At 57.0% G+C, this 24684-nt stretch carries 18 protein-coding genes; 1 reads left to right on the plus strand and 17 read right to left on the minus strand.

All coding sequences use genetic code 11. The features are described from left to right. Nucleotides 1–125 precede the first annotated feature (125 nt). The 11 genes from secG to I5P96_RS09235 all read right to left on the minus strand — a co-directional run bounded on the left by secG (nt 126) and on the right by I5P96_RS09235 (nt 16173). Complete coding sequence (gene secG / locus I5P96_RS09185; RefSeq protein ID WP_097792492.1) at nt 126–374, minus strand: preprotein translocase subunit SecG; 249 nt, start codon at nt 372–374, stop codon at nt 126–128. 99 nt (nt 375–473) lie between these two features. After that, nucleotides 474–2063: a peptidoglycan D,D-transpeptidase FtsI family protein gene (locus I5P96_RS09190; protein WP_223381750.1), complete on the minus strand. Its 1590-nt coding sequence runs from the start codon at nt 2061–2063 to the stop codon at nt 474–476. A gap of 59 nt (nt 2064–2122) precedes the next feature. Then, on the minus strand, nt 2123–3328 hold the full coding sequence (locus tag I5P96_RS09195; protein ID WP_223381752.1) for a hypothetical protein: 1206 nt from the start codon (nt 3326–3328) through the stop codon (nt 2123–2125). Beyond that, entirely contained in the window at nt 3325–4437 is a 1113-nt protein-coding gene (locus I5P96_RS09200; protein ID WP_223381754.1) for a DUF58 domain-containing protein, read from the minus strand. Before I5P96_RS09200 ends, I5P96_RS09195 begins: the two co-directional genes overlap by 4 nt. Next, entirely contained in the window at nt 4437–5381 is a 945-nt protein-coding gene (locus tag I5P96_RS09205) for an AAA family ATPase (protein ID WP_223381755.1), read from the minus strand. Before I5P96_RS09205 ends, I5P96_RS09200 begins: the two co-directional genes overlap by 1 nt. A gap of 360 nt (nt 5382–5741) precedes the next feature. Beyond that, nucleotides 5742–6896 carry a site-specific integrase gene (locus tag I5P96_RS09210; RefSeq protein ID WP_223381757.1) on the minus strand — a complete coding sequence of 385 codons (1155 nt, stop codon included), beginning with the start codon at nt 6894–6896 and terminating at the stop codon, nt 5742–5744. 127 nt (nt 6897–7023) lie between these two features. Further along, entirely contained in the window at nt 7024–7218 is a 195-nt protein-coding gene (locus I5P96_RS09215) for an excisionase (protein ID WP_055185100.1), read from the minus strand. A 211-nt stretch (nt 7219–7429) separates the two neighbouring features. After that, the gene (locus I5P96_RS09220) at nt 7430–8722 is read right to left on the minus strand and encodes a virulence-associated E family protein (RefSeq protein ID WP_223381758.1); all 1293 of its coding nucleotides are present in this window, start codon (nt 8720–8722) and stop codon (nt 7430–7432) included. A gap of 53 nt (nt 8723–8775) precedes the next feature. After that, the gene (locus tag I5P96_RS09225; RefSeq protein WP_317850516.1) at nt 8776–10125 is read right to left on the minus strand and encodes a hypothetical protein; all 1350 of its coding nucleotides are present in this window, start codon (nt 10123–10125) and stop codon (nt 8776–8778) included. 796 nt (nt 10126–10921) lie between these two features. Beyond that, nucleotides 10922–14230 carry a DEAD/DEAH box helicase family protein gene (locus tag I5P96_RS09230; RefSeq protein WP_223381760.1) on the minus strand — a complete coding sequence of 1103 codons (3309 nt, stop codon included), beginning with the start codon at nt 14228–14230 and terminating at the stop codon, nt 10922–10924. Continuing rightward, on the minus strand, nt 14230–16173 hold the full coding sequence (locus tag I5P96_RS09235) for an Eco57I restriction-modification methylase domain-containing protein (protein WP_223381761.1): 1944 nt from the start codon (nt 16171–16173) through the stop codon (nt 14230–14232). The genes I5P96_RS09230 and I5P96_RS09235 overlap by 1 nt, the downstream gene beginning before the upstream one ends. A gap of 178 nt (nt 16174–16351) precedes the next feature. On the opposite strand from I5P96_RS09235, the gene I5P96_RS09240 reads away from it, so the two are divergent. Beyond that, nucleotides 16352–16654, plus strand: coding sequence for a helix-turn-helix domain-containing protein (locus I5P96_RS09240; protein ID WP_154258861.1), 303 nt, complete (start codon nt 16352–16354; stop codon nt 16652–16654). 58 nt (nt 16655–16712) lie between these two features. Here the strand turns inward: I5P96_RS09240 and I5P96_RS09245 are convergent, their stop codons facing one another. The 6 genes from I5P96_RS09245 to I5P96_RS09270 form a co-directional block, all read right to left on the minus strand. After that, complete coding sequence (locus I5P96_RS09245) at nt 16713–18029, minus strand: reverse transcriptase/maturase family protein (RefSeq protein ID WP_223381762.1); 1317 nt, start codon at nt 18027–18029, stop codon at nt 16713–16715. 395 nt (nt 18030–18424) lie between these two features. Further along, the gene (locus I5P96_RS09250; RefSeq protein WP_223381763.1) at nt 18425–18769 is read right to left on the minus strand and encodes a Panacea domain-containing protein; all 345 of its coding nucleotides are present in this window, start codon (nt 18767–18769) and stop codon (nt 18425–18427) included. 221 nt (nt 18770–18990) lie between these two features. After that, a complete protein-coding gene (gene groL / locus I5P96_RS09255) occupies nt 18991–20634 on the minus strand; it encodes a chaperonin GroEL (protein WP_097792501.1) in 1644 nt (547 codons plus the stop codon). 50 nt (nt 20635–20684) lie between these two features. Next, nucleotides 20685–20972 (minus strand): co-chaperone GroES, encoded by a 288-nt coding sequence (groES, locus tag I5P96_RS09260; RefSeq protein WP_055187788.1) that lies wholly within the window; start codon nt 20970–20972, stop codon nt 20685–20687. A gap of 246 nt (nt 20973–21218) precedes the next feature. After that, nucleotides 21219–22214, minus strand: a complete 996-nt coding sequence (locus I5P96_RS09265) for a diacylglycerol/lipid kinase family protein (protein WP_223381765.1) — start codon at nt 22212–22214, stop codon at nt 21219–21221. Nucleotides 22215–22298: 84 nt separating this feature from the next. Then, nucleotides 22299–24611 (minus strand): ATP-dependent Clp protease ATP-binding subunit, encoded by a 2313-nt coding sequence (locus I5P96_RS09270; RefSeq protein WP_207685408.1) that lies wholly within the window; start codon nt 24609–24611, stop codon nt 22299–22301. Between the last annotated feature and the right edge of the window lie 73 nt (nt 24612–24684).

Raw genomic sequence — 24684 nt, forward strand, 5'->3', positions numbered from 1 at the left:
TCATCCGATGCAGGCCCACCCGGCCTGTCAGAGGCTCCCCTCAGAAGAAGAGCTGTCCGCAGCGCAGACAGAGAAATTTCAGACAGAAAAACAGCCCCGCCTTACACGGGGCTGTGCGCGGGTCCTCAAGCCAGACGGCTGGCGAACACACAGGCCAGGACGGCCACCACGAAGAAGACGACACCGGCGATGCGGGTCACCTTGGCCAGCATCTGGTCGGCAGGGGTCAGCCGTGCGTTGTTTGCGCCGTATGCGCCGCCGTTGATCGCACCGGACAGGCCCTGACCGTGGGTGTGCTGCATCAGGGTAAGGACGATGATGACGACCGAGGCAGCAAGCAGGATGGCGCCGCCGACGATTTCAATAGCAGACATGGATGGAACGCTCCTTTTATTGTAAATTTGATTGAGACTGCATACAAATACAAGAATATGATAGCATACAACCGCGCAAATTGCAAGATGGACTCTGCCTCATCGGGCCAAATTTTCCAGCATTTCGGCCAGAGCGGCAAAGACTGCGGCGCTGGAATGGGCAGGTTCTGTCTGGGCGTCCTGCAGGACCACGATGGTATACCGGGGCTGTTCCGCCGGAAAAACGCCCGCAAACCAGCTGTTTTTCAGCTCTTCTCCCGCCCGGAACTGGCCGGTTTGGGCCGTCCCGGTCTTCCCGGCGGCGGTGGTCTCCGGCAGGGCCGCCTCACGGCCGGTTCCGTTTGCCACCACGCCCGCCAGCAGACCGCGCAGTGTTTGCGCCGTCTGTTCCGAGATGACCGGCTCCGCCCTCCGGTGGGCCAGCGTTTCCAGCGGCTCCCCGGTCGCCTCGTCCAGCGTGTTCCGCAAAAAGAGCGGCATCCGCCAGGTGCCAGTGACCAGCGCGTTCAGCATCCCGGCCACCTGCACCGGCGTTGCCAGCAGCTCCCCCTGCCCGAAGCAGAAATTTGCATAGGCCCCGGACGAGGTCAGGGCTTCCGCCGTTGGCAGGATGCCCGCCGCCGTGCGGAAGCGGTCCGTCAGTTCCGCGGCCTGCCCAAAGCCCACCCGCTCAGCCAGCGCACGGACCCGCTCGGCCCCCAGCGCCTGCCCCAGCCGGATAAAATATCCGTTGCAGCTCTTTTCCAGTGCAGCGGCAAGGTCTACCTCCCCATGCGGGATGCCGCCCGCACAGCGGAACACCTGCCCGTCCACCTCGCACCAGCCGGGGCATGTGTAGACCAGACCGGTCTCCCCTGCTTCCAGCGCGGCGGCGGCCAGCACCGGCTTGAACACCGACCCCACCGCGTAGCTCTGGAAGGCCCGGTTCAGCATCGGGCTGTCCGCCGCATTCAGGCTGGCAGCCGGGTCTGCCGGGTCGTACCCCGGCACACTGACGCAGGCGCGGACTTCGGCGTTTGCGGCATCCAGCACCACGATGCAGCCGGTGGTCATCATCCGGCCCGCAACGGCTTCCGCCGCCCGCTGGACCGGCCGGGAAAGGGTCAGCTGGACGCCTACGGCCCCGCTGTCGGCGTGGGTCTGTTCCGGCTCGCTCCGCAGACGCCCCTGCGCATTGACAAGGCAGGTCAGGGTGTCGCCCTCCCCGGTGCCGGAAAGTGCCGCATCAAACGCTGCTTCCAGCCCGGCGGCTCCCCTGCCGTCGCCGTCCACATACCCGATGAGCTGCACAGCCAGCGGCGCGGCCGCATAGCGCACGGCCACCGGCCAGCAGGAAATGCCAAGCGGCGAAACATCGCGGTCCACCGTGAGCAGGAATGGAGAGACTGCGTTTCGTTTCTGGTACAGCAGCGCCTGCCCAGCCGCATCGGTACAGGAAAAGAGCCGGGTATAGTTTCCCCCGCCGGGCACACAGAGCGCTGTCCACTTTGTGCCAAAGCCCGTCAGAAGATGGCCCTCGCAGTCATAAAAATTGCCCCGCCGTGCCGGAAGCGCCAGCGTCACCACGCTCTGCGCCGCCGCGCGGGCTGCATAGTCCGCGTGGGAGCACAGCCAGTACAATCGGCAGACCACCGCCGCAAAACACCCCACCAGCAGCGCATACAGCGCCAGCACCCGCCGTCCGGACATGAAAACGCCCCCTTTGGCCTTTTGAAACAGTGTGGGCCAGTCAGGGGGCGTTGATGCGGTCATTCGCAGATCTTTTTCACGAGCTCTGCCGCGCGGGCAGCGTCCTCGGCGGTAGCCGTTTCCGCATAGCGGGCGCGGAGGTAAATTTCGCGCAGTTCGGCCTCGGCAGCGTAGTCCATGCCGGAGGCACGGCCCGTGATGTCCAGGCTGGTATCTCCGCGCAGGATGGTCAGGCCGTGGGCCTCGCAGTAGTCGAGATAGGCCCGGTATTCCCGCCGGACACGGGCGTTCGGGCTAAGGAAGAGCCCCGGCCACCGACGGCGGGTGCGCAGGGAGGTCCGGCGTTTCGTCATCGGGGCAGCACCGGTCGGTTCCGCCGCGCGGCCCCGGCGCAGGATGTGCCGCACCGCTAAAATCAGCAGCACCGCCGCAAAGAGCACCGCCACTCCGGCCAGCACCCGTGGGCCGTCCATCAGCAGGCCGCTCTCCTCGCCGATGGCGTCCCGGACATCGCCCGCTCTGGATTCATACAAATCGCCCATTGCAACCTGCCGGTTTGCGAACAAGGCCAGCACCCACGCAATGGCATACCACAGCTTTTGGAACACCACGACGATGCCGTAGGCCACCACATTGTTCAGCACCAGTTGCAACACCGGCACCAGCAGCTTGAAATACACCGCTGCGGCCAGAGCTTTCACCCCGTTCATCACAGCGCTGCGGCTGAGCAGAAAGGCCGCGCCGCTCAGCGCCGCCAGAAGCCCGCCGGATATCAGCAGGTAGGATGGCGCACTATACACCTCCGGGTCCTGCCGGGTCGTCCGAGTAAACCAGACCAGCGCAAGCGCCGCCGTGATCGCCATGGGCAAGGCTGTGGTCAGCACCGCGTCTGCGTTCCACAGCAGCATCGCCGCACCGAACAGCGGCCAGATGCGCAGCAGCCAGCGGAACCGCTCCCCCTGCTGCACTGCAGAAAGGCCGAACTCTTCCCGCACCGCCAGCAGCGTCACATAGCACACCGCCGGGAGATAGACGAGCTGATCCGCCCGTGCAGACAGAAACGGCAGCGCCGCCGCACTGGCCAGCGCCAGCACGGTGCGCAGGGAGGGATTTCCCCGGAAACAGGCCGCCGCTGCAAAACAGACAGCGGGCCAGAGAAGCACCCAAATTGTGGGATGCCCGCCGAAGCCTGCCGCAAAAAAGCCTGCAAAGGCGTAGTAGAACGCGAGGTCGCCCAGGATGCGGAGTCCATGCAGTGCTATCATACCGGTCCCTCCTCTCCGCGTTGTTGCACACATTCCGGCGTGAGGACCAACAACCGGACCCCTGGCATCGGGTTCAGGCAGGCGCGGGCCTCTGCTTCCGGCTCTGTGGTCAGGAAGATGCAGCTCGTCTGCTCCTGCGCGTGATAATACCGGGCGCAGAACTCCCGGCAGGGCTGGGCGGTCTGTCCGGTGGCGCGGCCCAGCATTTCCAGCATGCGGCGGAAATGTTCTGGTCCGTACCCCTGCGGCACTTCCAGCGGCTTTTTCCACTCGTCGCCCGCCGTCACGGTCGCGTTCATCAGCAGGTCGAACGTTGCATTCAGCGCAAAGCGGTAGGACACCGCCTTTTCTTCCAGCATCCGGCAGACCGTCCGGGCCATGGAGTAACACCGCTCCACCCGCTCCGGCTGGGTATAGCGCGACGAATCCGCATGGACCAGCACCACGACCCGTGGTTCGGTCGTGTAATCAAACCTTTTCACCATCAAGCCCCGCCCACGGACGCTCTGCTTCCAGGAGATGGCCCGCATCGGGTCGCCGCTGGTGTACTCGCGATAGCCTGCCGTCAGGATGGGGTCTTCGTAGAGGTAGCGGTTCACCGAAATGCCGCCCAGAAAGCCGCCCATCAGGCCGTCCAGTTCCGGCAGGTCGCATTCCCTGGGTGGAACGACGAGCTCATGGAAGCCCCGCTCTGTGCGGGATTGCGTCTTCAGGCCCAGCAGGTCGCCGCCGATCAGCTGTAGCGGCTCCAATACATAGCGGCCCCGCTGCCCGACGCGGACCGCGACTTTGAACGACGCCTCCTGCTGCGGACGCAGCCAGGCCGTGCACCGCACAGTGTGCCCCTGCCCGGCGCAGTCTCTGGTCAGGTGGTCCATGCTGCACGGGGTGAGCTCCCGCCCCAGATGGAGCCGCAGGGCTGCAAATGACTTCCAGTGGGGGCCGCTGTTCCGTACGGTCAACCGCAGGTTCACCGGCTGGTCTGCCTCGGCAAGGAAGTCCTCCGTTTCCAGCACCCCCTGCAAATCGTCCAGACTGTGGACACAAGACTCCTGTTCCAGCCAGAAGAGTAGCCCCGCCAGCACCAGCGCAAATACGACCGCCGCCATCAGTGGTTCTCCAGCGGAACTTCAACATCGGATAGCAGCTTCCGCAGCCGCTGGGTTGCAGCTTCCGCGTTCATGCTGCCGCCCAGGACCACACGATGGCAGAGCACCGCCGGGGCCAGCCCCTTGACGTCCTCCGGAGCAACGTAGTCCCGGCCCTGCAGAGCCGCGTAGGCCTGCGCCGCCTGATACAGCGCCAGCGCACCACGGGTGGACACCCCGCTCACGAAACCGCCCTGCATGCGGGTGGCCTCCACGATGTCCATCAGGTAGTTCTTCACATCGTCGGAGACCTTCACCTCACGGTAAGCCGTGCGGACATAGGCCGTTTCCTCCGGCGTGACCACCGGGTTCAACTGGCTGAGCACCGCCTGCGCCGACGGGCGGGACAGCACTTCCATCTCCTGCTCCCGGTTCATGTACCCCAGTGACAACCGCATGAAAAAGCGGTCCATCTGGGCATCCGGCAGAGGGAAAGTGCCAAAGGATTCCAGCGGGTTCTGGGTCGCCAGCACCATGAACGGCTCAGCCAGGCGGCTCGTCACGCCGTCCACCGTGATCTGCTTTTCCTCCATGGCTTCCAGCAAGGCCGACTGGGTGCGTGGCGTGGCGCGGTTGATCTCGTCCGTCAGCACAAAGTTGGTGAAGAGCGGGCCGGGCCGGAACTCGAACTCGCCGGTCTTCTGGTTGTAGAAGTTGATGCCCGTCAGGTCCGACGGGAGCAGGTCGGGCGTGAACTGTACCCGCCGGAAATCCCCGCCCACAGTCCGGGCAAAAGCGCGCAGAAGCATGGTCTTGCCGGTGCCGGGCTTGTCTTCCAGCAGGACATGGCCTCCGCACAAGAAGCTGACGAGGACTTTTTCAATGATGTCGTCCTTGCCCACGATGACCCTGGCACAGTTGGTGACGACCTTATCCCGATAGGCGGTAAAAGCTGTTCGTTCCATAACGATACCCCTCTTTATTTTGATGAAACAGGTCTATTATATCACATTTTGCATCAGAGGAGCAGTGATTTGAAAAAAAGGAGGCGGAGCCTCCCACATGGGAAACTCCGCCTCCTGCGGGGTATGAATCTGATTGCGCGCGAAGCGGCTTAGTACATGCCGCCCTTCCAAACCACGTTTTTGGAGCCGGGTCACGCATATCCGGAAACGTAGACTTTTGTAGAATTATCAAGGCTACAAGCCGATTTTTCCAGATTCTCAGTTTTTGCATGATTCACGCATTTCTACGCAAATCTACGCCACTTACCGGGTGATTGGCGTAAGTTTTGGCGTAAGCTATTCCGCTTCACACGTCGGAAATCACAGGTTGCCGGCGATCTGTTCAAAGGCTCTTTCAACCGATTCAAAGCTGCTGTGCGTGTAGACATCCAGCGTCACACTGGCATTGGAGTGCCCCATCAGGTATTGCAGGCTTTTTACATCCAGCCCGGCCTGCTGAACATTGGTGCAGAAGGTGTGTCGCAGCACATGGGGCGTGATTTTCGGTACAGGTTTGCCGTATGCAGTTTCAAACTTGCCCTGCACGCCACGCATATAGTTTTCCAAGTGCATTGCCACCTTCGGCATTCCGGACTTGTCCAGAAAGAGAAATCCGCTGCAGCCATCCACCAGCGCTTCTACCTTTGTGGACGCTCTGGTTCTTACTACACGCAACAGCGCTGCACAAACGGTATCCGTCATGGGAACATTGCGGATGCCGCTTTTGGTTTTCGGCGGTGTGACAAAGTAGGGCTTTTCAGCCGTCCGGCAAAGTTGCCGCCGCACATGGATACAATGCCGCTCAAAGTCGATATCTGCTCGTGTTAGACCGTACAACTCGCTCACCCGCAAGCCGGTTCCCAAAAGAATGACGATATCATCATAATAGTTGCCGCCGTAGTCCTGAACGAATTGCAGATATTTCTCCTGCTGCTCTCTGGTCAGGGCATCGCGCACATAAGCGTCCTTCGGCACAACATCCGACAGCTTGAACTTGAATGGATTCTTGCGGATGATGTCATCCTCCACCGCCATCTCAAACGCCGGTCTGACAACGCTTTGCAGGATTCCAATGGTGTTTTGCTTGAAACCGCTGTCATGCAGAAACACGAACCAGCCTTTCGCATCGGACAATTTTACCGTTTTGATGGCTTTTTGCCCGAAAGGGTCAGCATGAATCCGTTTGACCGCTGTGTTGTACGACCGAAGTGAATTGGGTTTCAACCCACGTTTCAGATTCATATAACGGTCAACCAGATCAGCCACCGTCATTTCTCCGGCGGCGTAGTCGATGCCGTCTGCCAGATCGCGCCACAGTTCTTCCTCTTTTTTCCGCAGCTCTGTCAGGGATTTAGCGTAAATACAACGCCGTTTCTTGTGGATATCGGTATAACGATAGTCGTAGGTGCCATTTGCTCTCTGGCTTTCGCCATCCTTCAAAACACGGCCCTTGCTATCCTTGCGCTTTTCAGGCATTTAGAAGCTCCTTTCTGTGAAAAGCGCATCTATAAGGTCAGTGTCAGTATAACACATCAACCATGCGATTTCCACCCGCAGCGAATGAGAAAAGGACGGTTTCACATTTGCAGCCTTTGGCAACCTCTCAAATAGAATATGCTTGCTCGACAAAGCAATCGAACAGGCGACGTTTGATCAGACGCTTGTTTCCCACCCAGAGGACGAATTTGCATTTATCTTCATTCGTGATTTCACGCAGCTTGTTGATGCCAATGCCGGAGTAAGCCGCAGCTTCTTCCAGCGTCAGATTGCTCTTTTCCCAAATAGGGACGTCTTTCATAGGCAGACCTCCAATTCCTTGTAACCGAACGCCTGTAACCGGGCAGGAAAACTCTCTTTTTCTGTACGCAGGACATTCGGTGGACTTTATACTTTTTCTTATCTTTTTAAGGTTACATGGTTACAGAAAGCGGAAAACGCAGCAATCATGCGGCTTTTGCGCTGTAACTGAGGTGTAACCGAATCTGTAACCAGACGTGTAACCGGTGTCGTCAGAAGGGAAAGCCCAGTTGCTGGGCTTCCGCATCCGTCATTTCGGAGAAATCTTCAGCCCCGGTTTCGGGGCTGGTTACGCGCTCCCAGCCTTTCTGAACACCGTACTTCGGGTAACGCTTGGCGGTCTTGTGCGCCTGCCAGCCTTGGATATCGCCGCGCGAAATGCCGGTGTTCATGATCTCGCAGATAGCACGAGTCTCCCACTCTGCCGGGATATTGGTGTTGCCCAGTGCTTCCGCATAGAGCTGCTTGGAACACACCCGTTCACCCGTGTAGTCCTCCAAAAAGGCATAGATCATGCCCGCCTGTGCATCTTCCTGCATGAAGTCCTGCTGATGGGCTTGCAGGGTTTCCTGCATGGCAGGGCTGAACGCCAGCTTGTAGTTGCCGCTGTTGTAGATGGTCATAGCTTCCGCCCAGAGCTGGTCGATATAGGTGCGAGATTCCTCCTCATTGTCCAGAATGTGGACTTTGGCCTGTTCTGCATCTACCGGAACAGGGATGAAGCGGCGGTTGCCTGTGCGGTCACGGGGCAAAAAATCCTGCCGGTTGGTCGTACCAGCAAAGACGCACTGGCGCAGACGGTCGGCAGGATGGGTCTCGTAGGGAATTTTATAGGTTTCCTTCTGCTTGCTGAGAAAGCTCTTGATTTCCTCGATGCTCTTGGCGTTGGCGGTGGCGATCATCTCTGACATTTCGATGATCCAGTGCCCTTGCAGCTTGCGGTACACATTGTCATCGTCCAGCCGCCGCAGGTCATCCGAGAACCATTCGTCCTTGACTGCCAGCAGCCGGAAGAAAGTGGACTTTCCCACACCTTGACCTCCCACCAAACAGAGCATGGTCTCAAATTTACATCCCGGCTGGAACACCCGCTTGATGGCTCCCAGCAGGAAGATCTTCATGGCTTCGCAAGTGTACTCGTCCTCCGCAGCACCGAGAAAGTGGTGCAGGACGTGGGGGATCCGTTCCGTGCCGTCCCATTGCAGGCCGTTCAGGTAATCCCGGATGGGGTGATAGCGGTTCTCGTTGGCAACAATGCGGATGGCAGATTCGATTTTCTTTTCACTGGAAATGCCGTATTTCTCCATCCTCCGCAGGATATACTTCATGTCGGTGTCGTTCAGCGTCTTGCCGGAACGGGGCCAGCCCACAGGCTTTACAATGTCGATGCGCTCGCTCAACAGGTTCAGCCGGATGGCATCGGCAAGCACATGGTCGTTCTGCAGAATCGTGATGCAGTTCTGGATCGTCCGCTGGATTTCGCCGTTGGAGTGCTTGGTTAGCATTTCCTTCACATCTCCAACGGTTCGGGGAGTGCGTTCTTCGTTGACTTCTTTGCTCAATAAACATCACCTCGTGTTTCTGACTTTTCGGCGGTAGGCGTGACAGATGGCTTCCGCTGTGCCTGTTCTGCCTGCAAGCGGTTCAGCAGCTGCAGAACGGAATCCCGTGCTTTCTCCTTGACCTGCTCCTTGCCCTTTTGCCGGACATCCGGCTTCAGGAGCTTCTCCTGCAAGCGGGCAGCGGTGGTCTGCATGGTCTTGAGGAACTTGTCCAGCACGGTATCCAGATGTTTTGCGGTGTACTCCCTCGTGGCCTTGGGAGCCTTACGCTCCGGGGACAGCACCCACTTCTTCGTGTCCTCGATCATCCGCATATCTTCCTTGCGGGTCTCGGTGCGCACCACCTCCGTCACTACCTCCACCGCCTTATCATAGGCTGCTGCCGAAACATCATCCAGAAGGGTCTCCATATCCGAAACTTTCAGGGTCAGCTCGTCCAGCCTGTCCTGCTGGGCGGCAAGCTGCTCCTTTTGCTTGGCAAGGATAAAATCCTGCTTTTCCAGATACTTGCGGTTGCCGTACTCCGCTTCTTCCTCCAGATCCAGCCCATGCCGCTTGGCAATCTCGAACAGCATCTTCCGGCAGGCGGCATCAAAGGCGATTTTGCGGTTGTTGCGGCGGCCGAGGGGTTTGCCCGGGTCAGGCAGTTCAAAACCCAACGCTTCCAGCGCCTTTTCCTGCTGGGGAGCTACCTCGCCGTACTTGTTCTCGCAGTCGAACACATGGCGTTCGTGGATGTGGGGCGTGCTTTCGTCCAGATGCAACGCCCAGTCCAGCACATGAACGTGGTTGCCAAACTTTGCCTTGAATTCCTCGATGAACTCCGTGACGATGTTCAGCAAATCCTCTGCGGAAGCGTGTTCATCCAGCGTTCCAAGCTGGTAGATAGTTTCTTCCGGGCAGGTCTTGCGGCTGGACAGCAGGTCAGGAATGGAGCGGTTACGTTCAGTGTGCCGGATTTTGGCGTTGCGCTCGTTCTGACCTTCGATGAAGGTTGTGTACCGGATCTCGTAAAACTGCCGTTCCACATCCGAGAAGGTTGCTGCCAGATCATTCGGGTCTTGTGGGTCGAGAGCCGAACGGAAGCCATGGAAGCAGTCCCAGTAGATGTTGCCCTTGGCTCGTTCCGGGTCAATGTGCTCGCTGTTGGAAAGGTTGAAACTGCGGTCATTGTGCTTGGGGTTATAGGTGCCGTGGGTTCCGGCTCGTCCGTTGTGTCGTGTTAATTTCAGATAGACATCCCTCCGTTTCAACAGCTTGGTGGGGAGAACGCAGCAGCGAAGCTGCTGGATCTGCCGCCTTTTTGCGCCAGATAATACCCAGTAGGATATGACGCACAGCATCATATCACTGGGGCAAAGAGCTGCGCTCTCTGCACTCTTGCTCCGGGCAAGCTGTTCAGAAAAACAGCTCGTCCGGCTCAATGTAACGAGAGCCGGAAATTGTTCCGGCTCCCCCATCGCAGATAGGCTTACAGTCCATCTGCGTCAATATGATATAGGTCTCCCATATTCGCCCTCGGCACCCTAGGAGTGGGGAATCGTCCGGCGGCGGGCTTGCACCGCACCATTGGCATTTCAGCCACCCCGCCTTCGTTATGGCCGGGCTGCGAATTACAGAAGTACCTTTTGTGAAGTACCGGACGATTGAACTATTCTGTTTTCAAGGAGCAGATTTTTATAGAAAATCCTCGGAATTTAGGGCTTCCGAAAAATTATCCCTCTACTTGGTAGGCTTTGATAACGGCTAAATAATAGCCAGAAAAAGAAATTCGTTGAAAAGTTCTTGGAAAATATAGTCGAATCAACCGTTGAGTTAAAATATCGTCAGTTTATCGAGCAGCCAACTGAGGTAGACAATTTGCAACGGTGAGCGTGTCCAAAGTCGAAGCACTCTTGAAAAAAGATACTCTCACTTGGTAGCCGACGAGAAAGGCCATTTGGCACCCATTGACGATTCTTTGTAATAAAGTTGTTATAAGTACCTACCTCGAAAAAGTCCCCTCAATAGGTAGCCGGCGAGAAAGGCCAAAAAGTAACCATTTCAACAAATTTCCATAAAAGTTGCGCGAATAGCACAAAAAGGCAGCCATCTGCACCCATGCAGACAGCCGCCTTTGGTTTTATGCTGTATTCTATTTTCTCAATCTCTGAAGATCTTATCCAGTTCCCTTTCCATGGTGTCCGCCTTGGCAAATTCCAGCGTATCCGCCTGACGGATATGGTGGGCGGTGATGCCGTTACCCTTTGCAAAGCCCAGAATGTAGCTGATGGCAATGCGGTAGATGATCTCGGTCGGGGCAAGCCCATAGACCTGCTTGGCAAAGATATGTTCCAGCCGGGCGTTATCGTCCGGGAAGGCTTGCCGCATCTTCTCGCTGCGGTAAAGGTGCTTGACGATTTCCGTAATGTACAGACCGGACTTCATGTAGGGGTCCAGAAAGGTCTTGCCGGGGTCATCGAAGCAGCCGGGGTTTTCCTGCTCCAGCAGGTCTACCATCTTTTTCACCACCCACTTTGGGGTGAAGATCTGGTTGGTTTTCTGGGGCGGGATGTAATCGAAGATATCCTCGGTGCGGCTCTCGTCAAAGTAATCTGCCAGCTTGACCTTCAGGTTCAAGAACTCCTTCACCGAATCGTCAAACACTACCGGGTCGAACAGGTGGCCTGCAAAGTGCTCCTCCTGTCCGGTGGCTTGGTTGATGTACGGTCCACCGTCCCGCAAAAAGCGGAACTGTTCCAACGTGATGCTGGTGACCTCCTGAAAGACCTTGTCCGGGATGATTTGGTCAAAGTTCGCCAGTGTCACGTTCTCGTCGCCATACGCCATAAGGAAGGACGGGATGGTGCGGGAGAAGCCCCGCAGATGGTCACGGACGGTGTCCTCGTAGCCCTTTTTCTCCTGCTCCTTCTGGTTGGTCTCCACGGTGCGCACGATGGTCTGCTGCATCTCCTGCGCCGTCTGCTGAATGGTGGTTTGCAACGTCTCCATCAGGGCGGCGGTGCTCTGCTGCTGTTTTGCGTCAAATTCCCGGTTCACCTGCTGACGCTGCTGGGCGGTGGTGCAGCTCTGTAACTGCTGGGTGCGCTTTTCTTCCAACTGGCTCTGGTCGATGCGGTAGTTGTCCACCACCTTGTTCACCGCCACGTCCATCTTGGCTTTGGCGGTACTCTCAAACCGCTTCTGGTCGGACAGCTTCAGGTCCCGACCATACTCCTGCTTTGCCTGCTCCACCATGGGGGTGATGATCTCCTTGGTGATGCTCTTTTTCAGGGGTTCCAGATGCTCTTCTTTGGCAGGAGCCGGGGCATCGGTCAGGTCTTGCAGGGCGGTGTCCAGCGCCGGGGTGCTTTCGTAGATCTTCTCCCCGAACACATCCGCTGCCTTGCCGATGACGTAGCCCTCATCCAAGTCTACCTCGCCCTTGTCGTTCAGGGAGAGGTCTGCGCCGGTGTCCGGGGTGATCTGGATGGGCTTTGCCTTGGCTTCGCTGATGGGCTGGAAGTTTTGCAGAATGTCCAGCACCTCCTGCGGGGCACTGAACACGTTGGAAATGTTCTGGAACAGGAAGTTGCTCTGGAAACCCATCCGCACCACTTCTTTAGACTTGATCTTCCGGGGGATGCTGAGGACTTTTTCTGCATCCAGCGGGATCATCTCCCCTTCCTCGTCCTCACCAATGACTGGGAAGAAGTTGAGCAGATTCTGAATGTGCGCCTTGCGCTCCCCGGTGCCGCCCTTGCCGCTAGCGGTGTCCTGTGAAAGGTCGTTGGCGAACTGCTCGTAGATCAGCAGAGTGCGGGCAGGGTCAAAATCGAACACATAGGCGTTCTCTTTGCGGCGGAAGGTGCCGTTTTCGTGGAAAAGGCAGGGGTTCTGGGCACGGAACGCTGCCTGCATATACAGCGCCGGGCTTTTCAGGTTGGAGAGCATCAGCACCGCCGACCACTCCGGGATGGTGACACCGGTGGTCAGCTGCCCCACCGACAGGGTAATGGTCTTTTCATGGTGGGCGATGGCGGCTTTTACCCGGTCAAAGCTCTTCTGGTTCTCGTCCGTGTCGTCCAGCTTGCCGTCACCGGCGGCAAGGATTACCTCATAGTCCCGGAACACCGGGTGCGCCTGCAGCTTTTTTGCCAGCGCTCTGGCACTGTCCACCCGGTTCAGCAGCCAGAAAGTGTGCTTCAGTTCGGCACGCAGTTCCGGGGTGGAAAACGGAAACTTGTTCTGGGTGGTCATAGCATCCAGAAAGCGGTCCACCTCGGCGTCGTGCTCAAAGCTGCCGCTGGGCTTCACCTTGAAGAATTCGTTCAGGTCAAAGGCAAATTCCTGCGTTTCGCCGTCGATCTCCACGCCCTGCTGAATTTCGTCCCGGATGATCTCGGACATCTGGTAGGTGTAGAGGTTGAGCATAGGGAGGTTTGCGTAGGGGTTCTGCTGCCCCGGTGCGCCCTGCCAGTTCCGCTTGGCGGCCTGCTCGTCGGCGTAGGTCCAGTTGAAGATGGCATCCCCGGCAAACTTATCGTTTGCCAGTGCCTTGAAGGGCGTGCCGGACAGGTGCAGCGTGAACTTGCGGCGGATGTGGTCAAAGGCAAGGTCGGTCTTGTAGGTGTCCACGCCCTCGTGGGCTTCATCGATGACCAGCACATCCCAGTTCAGCTCGGTCAGGTGTTGCAGCTTGTCGTACTCGCCGCCGAAATACTTCGAGCCTTTCATGTCCTGCAGGCTGACGAACTCAATGCGCTTATACAGTTCCTCGCCCTGTGCGGCGGCATCCAGATAGCCCTGCTCGTCCAGCACATGGGGCTGCCCGGCAAGGGCATCCACATGGCTGACAAACAGATAGCCGGACTCCCTGCCCAGAAAGCGCACATAGTCGCTGTACCAGCTATTGGCGATAGCAGGGCGGTTGGTGACGATGAGCACCGTCTGTGCATCGACCTGCTTGCAGAAATCGTAGACGGAAAGGGTCTTGCCAAAGCGGGGCTTGGCGTTCCAGAGGTATTCCCCGCCGGGGTGGCTCTGGTAATAGGTCTTGGTGTCGTGGACAGCCCTTGCCTGTTCTTCCCGCAGGGTGTAGGCGATGGCAGCATCCAGCTGCACCCGGCCCCGGTTCATGCGGAAATCCTGAAAATACCGCCGGGACTGCTGCCCATCCAGATGGAACCACTCGTTTTTGCGGTCGTTCTCCACGTTCAGCTTGCGGAGGTAGGCGTGGAAATCGTGGTCGGTGAACACCTCACCGCTGCCGTCATCGTAGACAGCATTGCCCCGCCACTCCTCATGGAACAGCACATCGGCGGTGTGGGTCTGCTGTTTCAGGCGTTTGTCCACTGACTGCTCGGTGTAGCCGATCTTCGTCCAGCCGTTGTGCCGGGCAATTTCCGGGGTGGTATAGGCGTAGATCATGGGCACTACCTGCCGGGCAGTGCGCAGGGTTATGCCAGCCATTATGCCATCTCCTTTATAATGCTTTGTATGAATGCCACTTCATCAGAAGTTAGTTTATACTTTGAAAACAGTTCTTCATCTGTCCACGCTCTTGAAAAATCCTGAACAGGAACAAAACCAAACATACCTTTGCTGATATGCTGTGTCATCGCCAAAATCGAAATCAAAAAACGCACAAATCGTGTTTTTAGGTATCTCATATAGTTATCTGCTTCAGCTTCTGTGTCAAATGCTCCTGCAACGAGATACGTTTCTGAACAAACTACTTTCGGCGGCTGCTTTTCCATTGTCGAGAGAATGCGGTATTGTCCGTTCTTATCGGGCTGTCCTGCGTGTTCTGCCGTCAAATATGAAATAATGATTTTATAGCGGTCTATATTTTCTATACCCGTAGAAATCAAACTTCTTTTATATGGGCCTATCCCACCATTAAATCTCAGTTGAATATCTCCTGCTTTGAGCGGTTTCACATTTGTAGCAAGACCAAACGGCTTTCGGCTGGAAACTATCGTATCAAGCGTCTGCTCTCCTTTCAGACGCACCTTCTTAACTATCTCGGCAGCGATTGGATAACGAATAAATGTCGAAAACTCATTCAAATCACGGTATTCGGATGTCTTAACCCCATCTCGGTAATTTATGTAGTAGCATTTTCCCTCATGTGACTTAGCCCACACAAAATAGCATACACCACCAGCAACATCCACATTCGGAAAAACATCCAGCGAGTTAGGATAGTCAACGAGTACCGCCATTCGTTTGTCGTTTAACATCTGCTCTCGAAATTTATCCAACCCTTTACCACCAGAATACCATTTTGCTGGAATGATAAAAGACATTGCCGTTGGATTCAATGTCTTTGTTTCCTCAATGAATTTGTTATATACCGGCGTTGCGCTTGCGCCTGAACCTCCATCAACTTCCTGATACGGCGGGTTTCCGATGACATAATCAAACTTCATGCTGGTACTCCCTTCCTGAATGGTTTCAAAGTTCTGGGCGGTTCCATGGCTGCCCTTGCGCCAGTTTTTCACTTTGCAGGATACCGTGGGCGGCTGCGGCTCTGCCGCCCCGAACATGGAAAAGAGATCAAGCTGTTCTGTCTCCGGCTGGGGCTTGCCGCCGGGCACAGACAGGTGCAAGCCGTCCATTTGCCACAGGTTCCAGCTGATGATGGTGGCGATAGGCTGTAACTCTTCTTTTGTGGGCTTGCGCTGCCAGCGGGCTTGCAGATGCTCTGCATAGGTCAGCAGCAGGTTGACCCGTGCCAACAAAAGATTATCTCCCTGATACTCATAGCCGTAGGTAGACTGCACCGCATGGGTGGCATATTTGCGCCACTCGTCCTCTGTGGCGGCGTTCTCGCTTACCACCCGCAGCTTGCGGTCCAGAATGCCAATGCGCCGGGCTACCGGGATCATCTCGCCAGTGGCGGCATCGTACCGGGATGCCAGAAAGGGGGCTTCGCCGCAGGTCACCTCCAAGCGGCGGCTCTGCACATACTGCACCCATGCCGGGGTCCTGCCCCCGCAAACCGGGAACTGCACCGGCGTTTCCACCGTCTGCCAGCCTTGGGGCAGCTCCACCGTGAACTGCCCGGCGCTCTCCTCTGCCCCCAGCCCACGGAACCAGTCAGCATCCAGCGCGTTATTCATCTTGTTGCAGACCCATGCGGGGCTGAACACCTCGCCTTTTTTGCGGGTGCGTTGCTGCTGGGTGTCGGTCTGCTTCATCATCCGGGGCAGCACCACCTCATAGTGGGTCAGCCTGAGCTGCTGTGCGGTGATCTGGGATCTATCCGTCACCGGCTCGTACATCACGGTTTGCAGCTCCTCCGGCGGGTCGGTTGCCCAGATGATGTTTTTACCGGTAGATTTATCTTTTAGTAGCGTATCCAGCACCGCCTGCACTTCCGGTGCGTGAAAGTCGATCAGTTGTTCCAACGGGGTATTCCTCGCTTTGCCTTAGCGTTGCGGCGGAAGTGATAATGTTCTTAGCACTTTCGGCCTATACTAACAAGTATCTTATCACTTTTACAGCCAATTCACAAGAATTTCGGCGTTTTTTGCCAAAAGTAATAAGATTCTCTATACTTGAAAGCAAAGAAGGGTGGTGCGCTAGATGATTGGTGAGCGGCTGGCAGAATTACGAAAGCTGAATGGTGAAAAGCAACAAGTGTTAGCAAAAGCTCTTAGTGTTTCGGTTTCTACTGTCCGCAGTTGGGAGCACGACAAAAGTTCTCCTGACCACTCAACACTGGTTGCAATTTGCAGACGCTATCATACTTCTTCTGATTTTCTGTTAGGTTTGTCCGATTACGATCCCTCCGACAAAGCCCGCATCCAGCGCCAGCGCCTGACCGAAGAAGAACAGAACGAGATGCACCGCTACGAAGAATATTTGCTCTGGAAACGCAAAAAATAAGCCGCCCAGCGAGACCGTAAGGTCGCTGGGCGGCTGTTTTATCATACAAAAGTTCTAATTAAATACCTTTTAGAACTTTTCTTATTTTTCCCATATTATTTTTCAAATCATGTCGAATTTCTTCATCTTGTCCATACTCTTCTTCAGCATGCTCAATATAGGTAAAATAATTTCCTCGTTTGCTCTTTGCACCATGTTCAGAATAAAGCGTATACAGACCAGAAAGATTGATATGATTTCCTTTTCTGGTATACCCTCCTGTTTTTGCAATATTTTTTGCCTTTCTGTGCATCCGGTAATAGTATTTGGCCGTCGTTTTAGAACGGATAAACACTTTCGTTCCATTAAACGAAAATCCCAAAAAATTGATAAATTTTTTACTATCGTCTGCACCTTTGTCTATCGCTTTTCCAATATTCTCAACCTTCTCTTCCTTATAATGAAAATATTGGGTTTTGCTCGGCTCCAATTTTAATCTAGGAGCACTTGCAATAAATGCTCTCACTTCAGAGAAGACATTCAGCGCATTATTGTTAGGTTCATCCGGCACTATCACAATAAAATCATCACTATACCGCATATAAAATCCGTGATATTGTTCAACTAGATCATGGATTTGCTTATCAACTTCCAGCATATAGAGGTTCGCCAACATTCCACTAATAGGTGATCCTTGTGGTATCCCGTAATGGTTCATATTTGGCTGTATGTGAGAACGATTGTTTTTATATTGTTCCGCTGTTAATACTCTTGATTGTTTATTGAGTGCGCGATGACCTGCTTTGTTGTCTTTCAGTTTATTTATAGCCAACAAGTCCGTCAGTTCCCATTGACTAAATGACGTGATATTCTTAAACACATTATAATGATCCTTTGGTAATCTTTCGCATTCCAATAACGAGCACCATTGCTTCTTCAAGTAAGCATGGTCTAAGTTATCAAAGAAATGCGTAAAATCGCCAATCATCACATAGCAGTTTTCTGTCTTACGGATAAAATCGTAGGCCGCTTTGGAAAATTGAATATTGCTCTTTCCTAAATTTGTTCGATAGGCAACCGCAACATTAGAAATCCCATCACAAGTCGTTCGCTCGTTATATTTCTCATTCAAAATGTGACTGTAATACTGATAAATGCACCGATCAATATGTGCTGCATAGCAAATATCACGTTTTTTAGGAACTACTCCTTTTCCTCTTTTAAACTTGCTCATATCCATCTCATAATGGATAAATGGATAAAATCCATGCGCTGCAACTGCTTTTGGATTTGAAGCATAATCTTTCATGCGACCGATATCTGTTCGCACATCAAAATGTGCATAATATCGCTTGCTTCTTTGAATTATCTTCTTATCACTTAACCAAGCATCCATTGCTTTAATACCCCTAAAATGCAATATCCATCGGCACGAGGAATAGCGTCTCTAAGCCGATGGATATACGTTTGACGTGGTTACCCCTATTACCATAAAGGATTTTCAGAGTTCCCAGCTATTCTGTTAGCGCAATCATCAATTATGGTATAATTGACTGGGAGGCGATTGTCGTGATTTCATCAATCAGTCTGATTCTAGCATTTGCTACATCAGCATCAACAACCGTGTCAACTGTGCTGCTAAATATTCTCGAGAATATTCTAGCAGGAGAGTTGACAACAATCTCCTTCCCCCATACCTTTCGTATGGGGCACTTTAATTATAGCACTTTTTACCAAGTAATCAATACTGTTCATAATAAATTAACCCGCCATCGTGCATAGTCCGACTTATTATAACATTTTGCCGATATACTTCCGCAGTCCATCTTCCGTCCGAATATTATACTTCTCATCCACCTTTTTGAAGTAGTCCTTCATCGCATCCAGCGAAATCTCCGCATGAGAAGTTTCGTCTGGCAGAAAGCCCTTCCGGGCATCCAGCCAAGGCGTTTCTTTGTGGGTGATGCTTTCCAGAACCTTTCCACTGTACATACCAAAGGTATCCAGCACCCGGTCTACCACCTCTTTGGCCTCCGGGGTGAGCGGCAGCGCACTCTCCTTCAACGGAACAAAGGGGGCATCAAACAGCGGTTTGTCGTAAATCGCTGCATAGTTGCCCTGAATATAATACAGCAACAATAAAGCCGCTGACAGTCTGCTGCTCGCAGAATCCATCAGTGGGTTTCATGAGTCTTCAAATCCCCTAGACACAAAAAATCGGCACCCGCTTTTCAGCGAGTGCCGATTTTGTTACCCTATAGTGCGCTTTGATTTTTGGCGTAAGTGGCGTAAGTTTGGCGTAAATCCGCTTTTGCGCGCTCCAAAAATCAAGGATTCATGCGGTTTTTAGGCAGTTATTAGTACATGCCGCCCATACCGCCCATGTCACCGCCGGCAGCTGCGGGAGCAGCCGGAGGTTCGGGCAGGTCAGCGACCAGGCTCTCGGTGGTCAGCACCATCTCGGCGACGGATGCTGCGTTCTCCAGAGCGGAGCGGGTGACCTTGGTCGGGTCGACGATGCCAGCAGCGATCATGTCGTCCACGAAGACCTCGTTCTGTGCATCGAAGCCGTAGTTGGGCTTGTTGGCAGAGACGATCTTGTCGATGATGACGCTGCCTTCCAGACCGGCGTTCTTTGCGATCTGGCGCAGAGGTGCTTCCAGAGCCTTCAGGACGATCTTTGCACCGGTGCGCTCGTCGCCTTCCAGCGTCTCGCACAGCGCACGGACAGCGGGGATGGCGTTGATGGGAGCGGTGCCGCCGCCGGCAACGACGCCTTCCTGAACGGCTGCCTTGGTCGCGTTCAGAGCGTCCTCGATGCGGAGCTTCTTGTCCTTCATCTCGACCTCGGTCGCAGCGCCGACCTTGATGACGGCCACGCCGCCGGCCAGCTTTGCCAGACGCTCCTGCAGCTTCTCGCGGTCAAAGTCGCTGGTCGCAGCCTCGATCTGGTTGCGGATCTGTGCGATACGGGCTGCGATGGCGTCCTTATCGCCTGCACCGCCAACGATGGTGGTGTTCTCCTTGGTGACCTTGACCTGGCGGGCATGGCCCAGCATCTGGACGGTTGCGTCCTTCAGCTCATAGCCCAGATCAGCGGACACAACGGTGCCGCCGGTCAGGGTCGCGATATCCTGCAGCATCTCCTTGCGGCGGTCGCCGAAGCCGGGGGCCTTGACGGCGCAGACGTTCAGGGTGCCGCGCAGGCGGTTGACGATCAGGGTGGACAGAGCCTCGCCCTCGATGTCCTCAGCCACGATCAGCAGCTTCATGCCGTTCTGCATGACCTGCTCCAGCAGGGGGACCAGATCCTGAATGACGCTGATCTTCTTATCGGTGATGAGGATGGCGGCGTTGTCCAGGTCGGCGACCATCTTGTCGGTATCGGTGACCATATACGGGGTCAGGTAGCCGCGGTCGAACTGCATGCCTTCGACGATCTCGTTGTAGGTCTCAGCGGTGGTCTTGTTCTCCTCGATGGTGATGACGCCGTCGGAAGTGACCTTTTCCATGGCCTCTGCGATCAGGCGGCCGATCTCCGGGTCGCCTGCGGAAATGGTGCCGACACGTGCGATATCGTTGGCATCCTTGACCTTCTGGCTGTGGGCCTTGATGGTCTCAACGGCGGTGTTGACTGCCTTGCTCATGCCGCGGCGGATGTCCATCGGGTTTGCACCGGCGGTGACGTTCTTCATACCCTCGGTGACCATTGCCTGTGCCAGAACGGTTGCGGTGGTGGTGCCGTCGCCTGCTGCATCGTTGGTCTTGGTTGCGACCTCACGCACCAGCTGTGCGCCCATGTTCTCGAACTCGTCCTTCAGCTCGATCTCCTTGGCGATGGTCACGCCGTCGTTGGTGATGACGGGGGCGCCGAACTTCTTGCTCAGCACCACGTTGCGGCCCTTGGGGCCCAGGGTGATCTTTACCGTATTTGCCAGCGTGTCAATGCCAGCGCACAGTGCCTTGCGGGCGTCCTCGCCCTGCTTGATCTGTTTAGCCATAATCCAATCGCTCCTTCAAAAGCTCAATTTCTTACAGTAGAGGGGGAAACTCAGTCTTCCACAACGGCCAGGATATCGCCCTGACGGACGATGGTGCACTCCTCGCCATCCACCTTCACTTCGGTGCCGGAATACTTGCTGGTGAGGACCTTGTCGCCGACCTTCACGGTCATCTTGACTTCCTTGCCGTCCACGACGCCGCCGGGGCCGACTGCGATGACCTCGCACACCTGGGGCTTTTCTTTTGCGCTGCCGGTCAGGATGAGGCCGCCCTTGGTGGTCTCCTCGACCTCAACAGTCTTGATAACAACACGGTCTGCAAGAGGAATGATCTTCATAGTTCTTGCCCTCCTATTATAAAAATAAAATGAAAACATCGTTGTGCCCGGAGGCTCTGGTTTATCGCCTTCCGGTTGTTTAGCACTCCTTTTCTCTGAGTGCTAAGTGTATTGTACTCATCTTGCCCGCAAAAATCAAGAGGTTTCGGAACTTTTTTTGTTAAATATTTATGACGATTTCAAAATCCCTCCGCACCACGTAAAAATCCCTGTGCGGGAGTCCATTCCGCACAGGGATCTCTGCAGTCATTCTGTCACATCGGCCGGTGTGCTGCGCGCTGCACAGAACCGCTCATAGGCAGGCTTCGGCAGCAGGATGCGGCCTGCCAGCGGCTGAAGCGAGGCCGTCACTTCGCCGCAGGGGGCGCACTCGCCGTCCGCCGTGGCCACGATGGGCCCGCGCCCGTCTGCCGGGCGGAGCGACACACGCTTTGCGCGGCGGTAGATGAAATACGGTTTTGCCGCCTCAGTCAGCTGACCATTCACGAAGTGGCGTCCGTTTTTGTACATGCTCAGCAGCTTGGCAATGGTCAGCCGCCCGACCTTGCGGACGATGAAGACATCCAGCCAGCCGTCGTCAGGCACTGCCTCCGGCCCGGCCAGGAAGCCGCCGCCATACGCCTTGCCATTGCAGATGGCGCACATCAGGCAGTCCACGGTCAGGGTTTCCTCGTCGATGGCGAAGGTCAGCGTCCGGCCGATGCGGCCGCACAGCTGCTCCACGATGGAGAGCAGATATGCCGCCTCTCCGCCGCACAGCGGGATGCGCCGGAACTTCGGGATACCATAGGCCACCTGAGCATCCAGGCCCGCCGCACAGATGGTGGCGGACAGACCCAGGTTCGTCTGGAGCAGGTCGATGGTCACTTCCCCGCCTGCCAACTGCGCGTCCAGGTCCGCAAACTCTTCCTTTGTGCCGTAGGTGCGCAGAAAGTCGTTGCCGCTGCCGTAGGGCAGGCATCCGACCGCCGCACCGGGGATGCCCTGCACCCCGGTCATCGCCTCCATAAAGGTGCCGTCGCCTCCGGCGGTATAGATGCGGAGGGGCACGCCCTCCGCTGCGGCCTGCTGTGCCGCTGCGCAGGCCAGTTCCCGCGCGTGCCCGGCGTATTCGGTGACGTGGATTGTGACCTCTTCCGGGGCAAGGCCCGCCCGCCGGGCAGCGGCTTCGATCTGCGGAATGAGCTGGGCCGTACAGTCCTGCTTGCCCGCAGCGGGGTTCAGTAAAAATAAGGTGCGCATGGCGTCCTCCTATAATTTCGATTACCTCTATGATAACAGAAATCGCAGGAGTTTCAAGGGGTCTTTCGGCAGAGCAGCGGGTCGTCAGCCGGTGGTCTGCCCCACGGCTGCTGTTTCCGTTTGCAGCAGCGTCACCTGCCCATCGGCTGTGCAGTCGGCCGTCCAGTGCTGGCCGGTGTGGGCGGCACCGGCGGCGATCTGGTCGGCCAGGGCCTGTTCGACGGCGCGGTCCACCTGCCGCCGCAGTTCGCGCGCCCCATAGGGCGAACGCGCCCGCGCCGCCAACGCCGGGCCCACGCGGGACGTATGGCTCAGCTGATACCCGCTGTGGGCCGCCCGCTCTTCCAGCTGGCCCAGCAGCTTTTCGGCGATGGCACACAGGCTGTCCTCGGCCAGCGGGCGGAAGACGATCAGCTCATCCAGCCGCCCGACCAGCTCCGGCCGGAACCACTTTTTCGCCTCTTCAATGGCCTGTGCCGACTGCTTTTCGAACACGGCCTCGCTGCCCGCCGCAAAGCCCAGCGGCGCGTTCTGCCCCGCCAGAAAGCGCGCGCCCAGATTGGACGTCAGCAGCACGATGGTGTTGCGGAAATCCGCCTTGCGGCCCATGGCATCGGTGAGCTGGCCGTCCTCCAGAATTTGCAGCAGGATGTTCTGGATGTCCGGGTGCGCCTTTTCGATCTCGTCAAACAGCACGACGCTGTAAGGACGGCGGCGGACGGCCTCGGTCAGCTGCCCGCCCTCATCGTGGCCGAGATAGCCCGGCGGCGCACCCAGCAGCCGGGCCGTGGTGTGCTGCTCCTGATATTCCGACATATCGAACTTGAGCAGGGCTTTTTCACTGCCGAACCAGCTGCGGGCCAGCGCTTTGGCAAGGGCCGTCTTCCCCACACCGGTCGGCCCCAGGAAGAGCAGTGCCCCGATGGGCCGCCCCGGCTCCCCCAGCCCGGTGCGGCTGCGCCGGATGGCACCGGCCACCGCCGCCACCGCTTTCTGCTGGCCGACGATCTCCGCGTTGAGGCGCTCTTCCAGCCGGTCGAGCCGCTCCCGCTCCTTCTCCCCCACCCGCTCGGCGGGGACGCCGCTGGCCTGCGCCACCACGCGGGCGATCTCCTCCCGCGTCAGTTCCGGGTCCCGGATGCCCTCCCGCTCGGCGCGGATGCGGGCGGCCGCACAGGCCTCGTCCACCAGGTCGATGGCCTTATCGGGCAGGCACCGCCCCGGCAGATACCGCACCGAAAGCTCCACGGCTTCCTGCAGGGTCTCCAGCGGCAGGCGCACATTGTGGTAGCGCTCGTAGCGGGGGGCCAGCCCTTCGAGGATGGCCACTGCCTGCTCCGGCGCAGGCTCTTCGATCTGCACCCGGCCAAAGCGGCGTTCCAGCGCGGCATCCTTCTGGATGTGGGTGCGGAACTCCTGATTCGTGGTCGCACCGATGAGCTGCAGCTCCCCACGGGCCAGCACCGGTTTGAGGATGCTGGCCGCGTCAATGGCACCTTCCGCCGCACCGGCCCCGACAATGGTGTGGAACTCGTCCACGAACAGGATGGCCGTGCCGTCCCGCACCAGTTCTTCCAGCAGGTTCTTGAAGCGCTCTTCAAAGTCGCCGCGGTATTTTGTGCCCGCCACAAGGCTGGCCATATCCAGCGCCAGCAGGCGGCGGCCCTGCAGCATCCGGGGCACCTCGCGGGCTGCAATGCGCTGGGCCAGCCCTTCGGCCAGCGCTGTTTTGCCCACGCCCGGCTCCCCCACCAGACAGGGGTTGTTCTTCTGGCGGCGGCACAGGATCTCCACCATCCGGTCCAGTTCCTTTTCCCGGCAGAACACCGGGTCCAGCTCGCCATCGGCGGCGCGGCGGGTCAGGTCGCGGCAGTATTTGTCACTGGCGCGGCTCCCGCGCGGCATGGCCGAGGCGCGGGGCTGGCTGGGCAGGATGAACTGCCCCGAAAGCTGGCGGCACTCCCGCACGGCATCCGTCAGCTGGACGCCCATTGATGCCAGCAGCACCCCGGCGGCGCAGTCGGTATCCTCCAGCATAGCGCAGAGCAGGTGTTCCGGCTCGGCGCGGGGCTGGTGGGCATTCTGCGCCCCGATGAGGGCATAATCCATGGCCCGGCGGAGGTCCGGTGCCAGCGCACGGCGGTCCAGATGCTGCACCGGGCCGGGGCGGTCCTCGGCCAGCTGCCGCCGGACGGCCAGCTCGGTGATGTTCTTTCCGGCCAGGAACCGCCCTGCCGCGCCCCGGTCTGTCTGGAGCATGGCGAGGAGAAGGTGGCCGGTATCTGCCTTTTTGCAGCCAAAGCCGCCCGCCAACTCCACTGCCTCGTCCAGCAGCAGCCCCGCCTCCCGCGAAAAGCCCTTGTATCTGCCCATGCCGAATGCTTCCCAAATGCTCATTTGCCTGCTCCCTGTCGTTTGATATGACTCAGCAGAAGTATAGCCCCATCGGGCCGGAAAAAATCAGCAAAAA

This window comes from Faecalibacterium prausnitzii (genome assembly GCF_019967995.1).
GTDB classification, from domain to species: domain Bacteria; phylum Bacillota; class Clostridia; order Oscillospirales; family Ruminococcaceae; genus Faecalibacterium; species Faecalibacterium prausnitzii_E.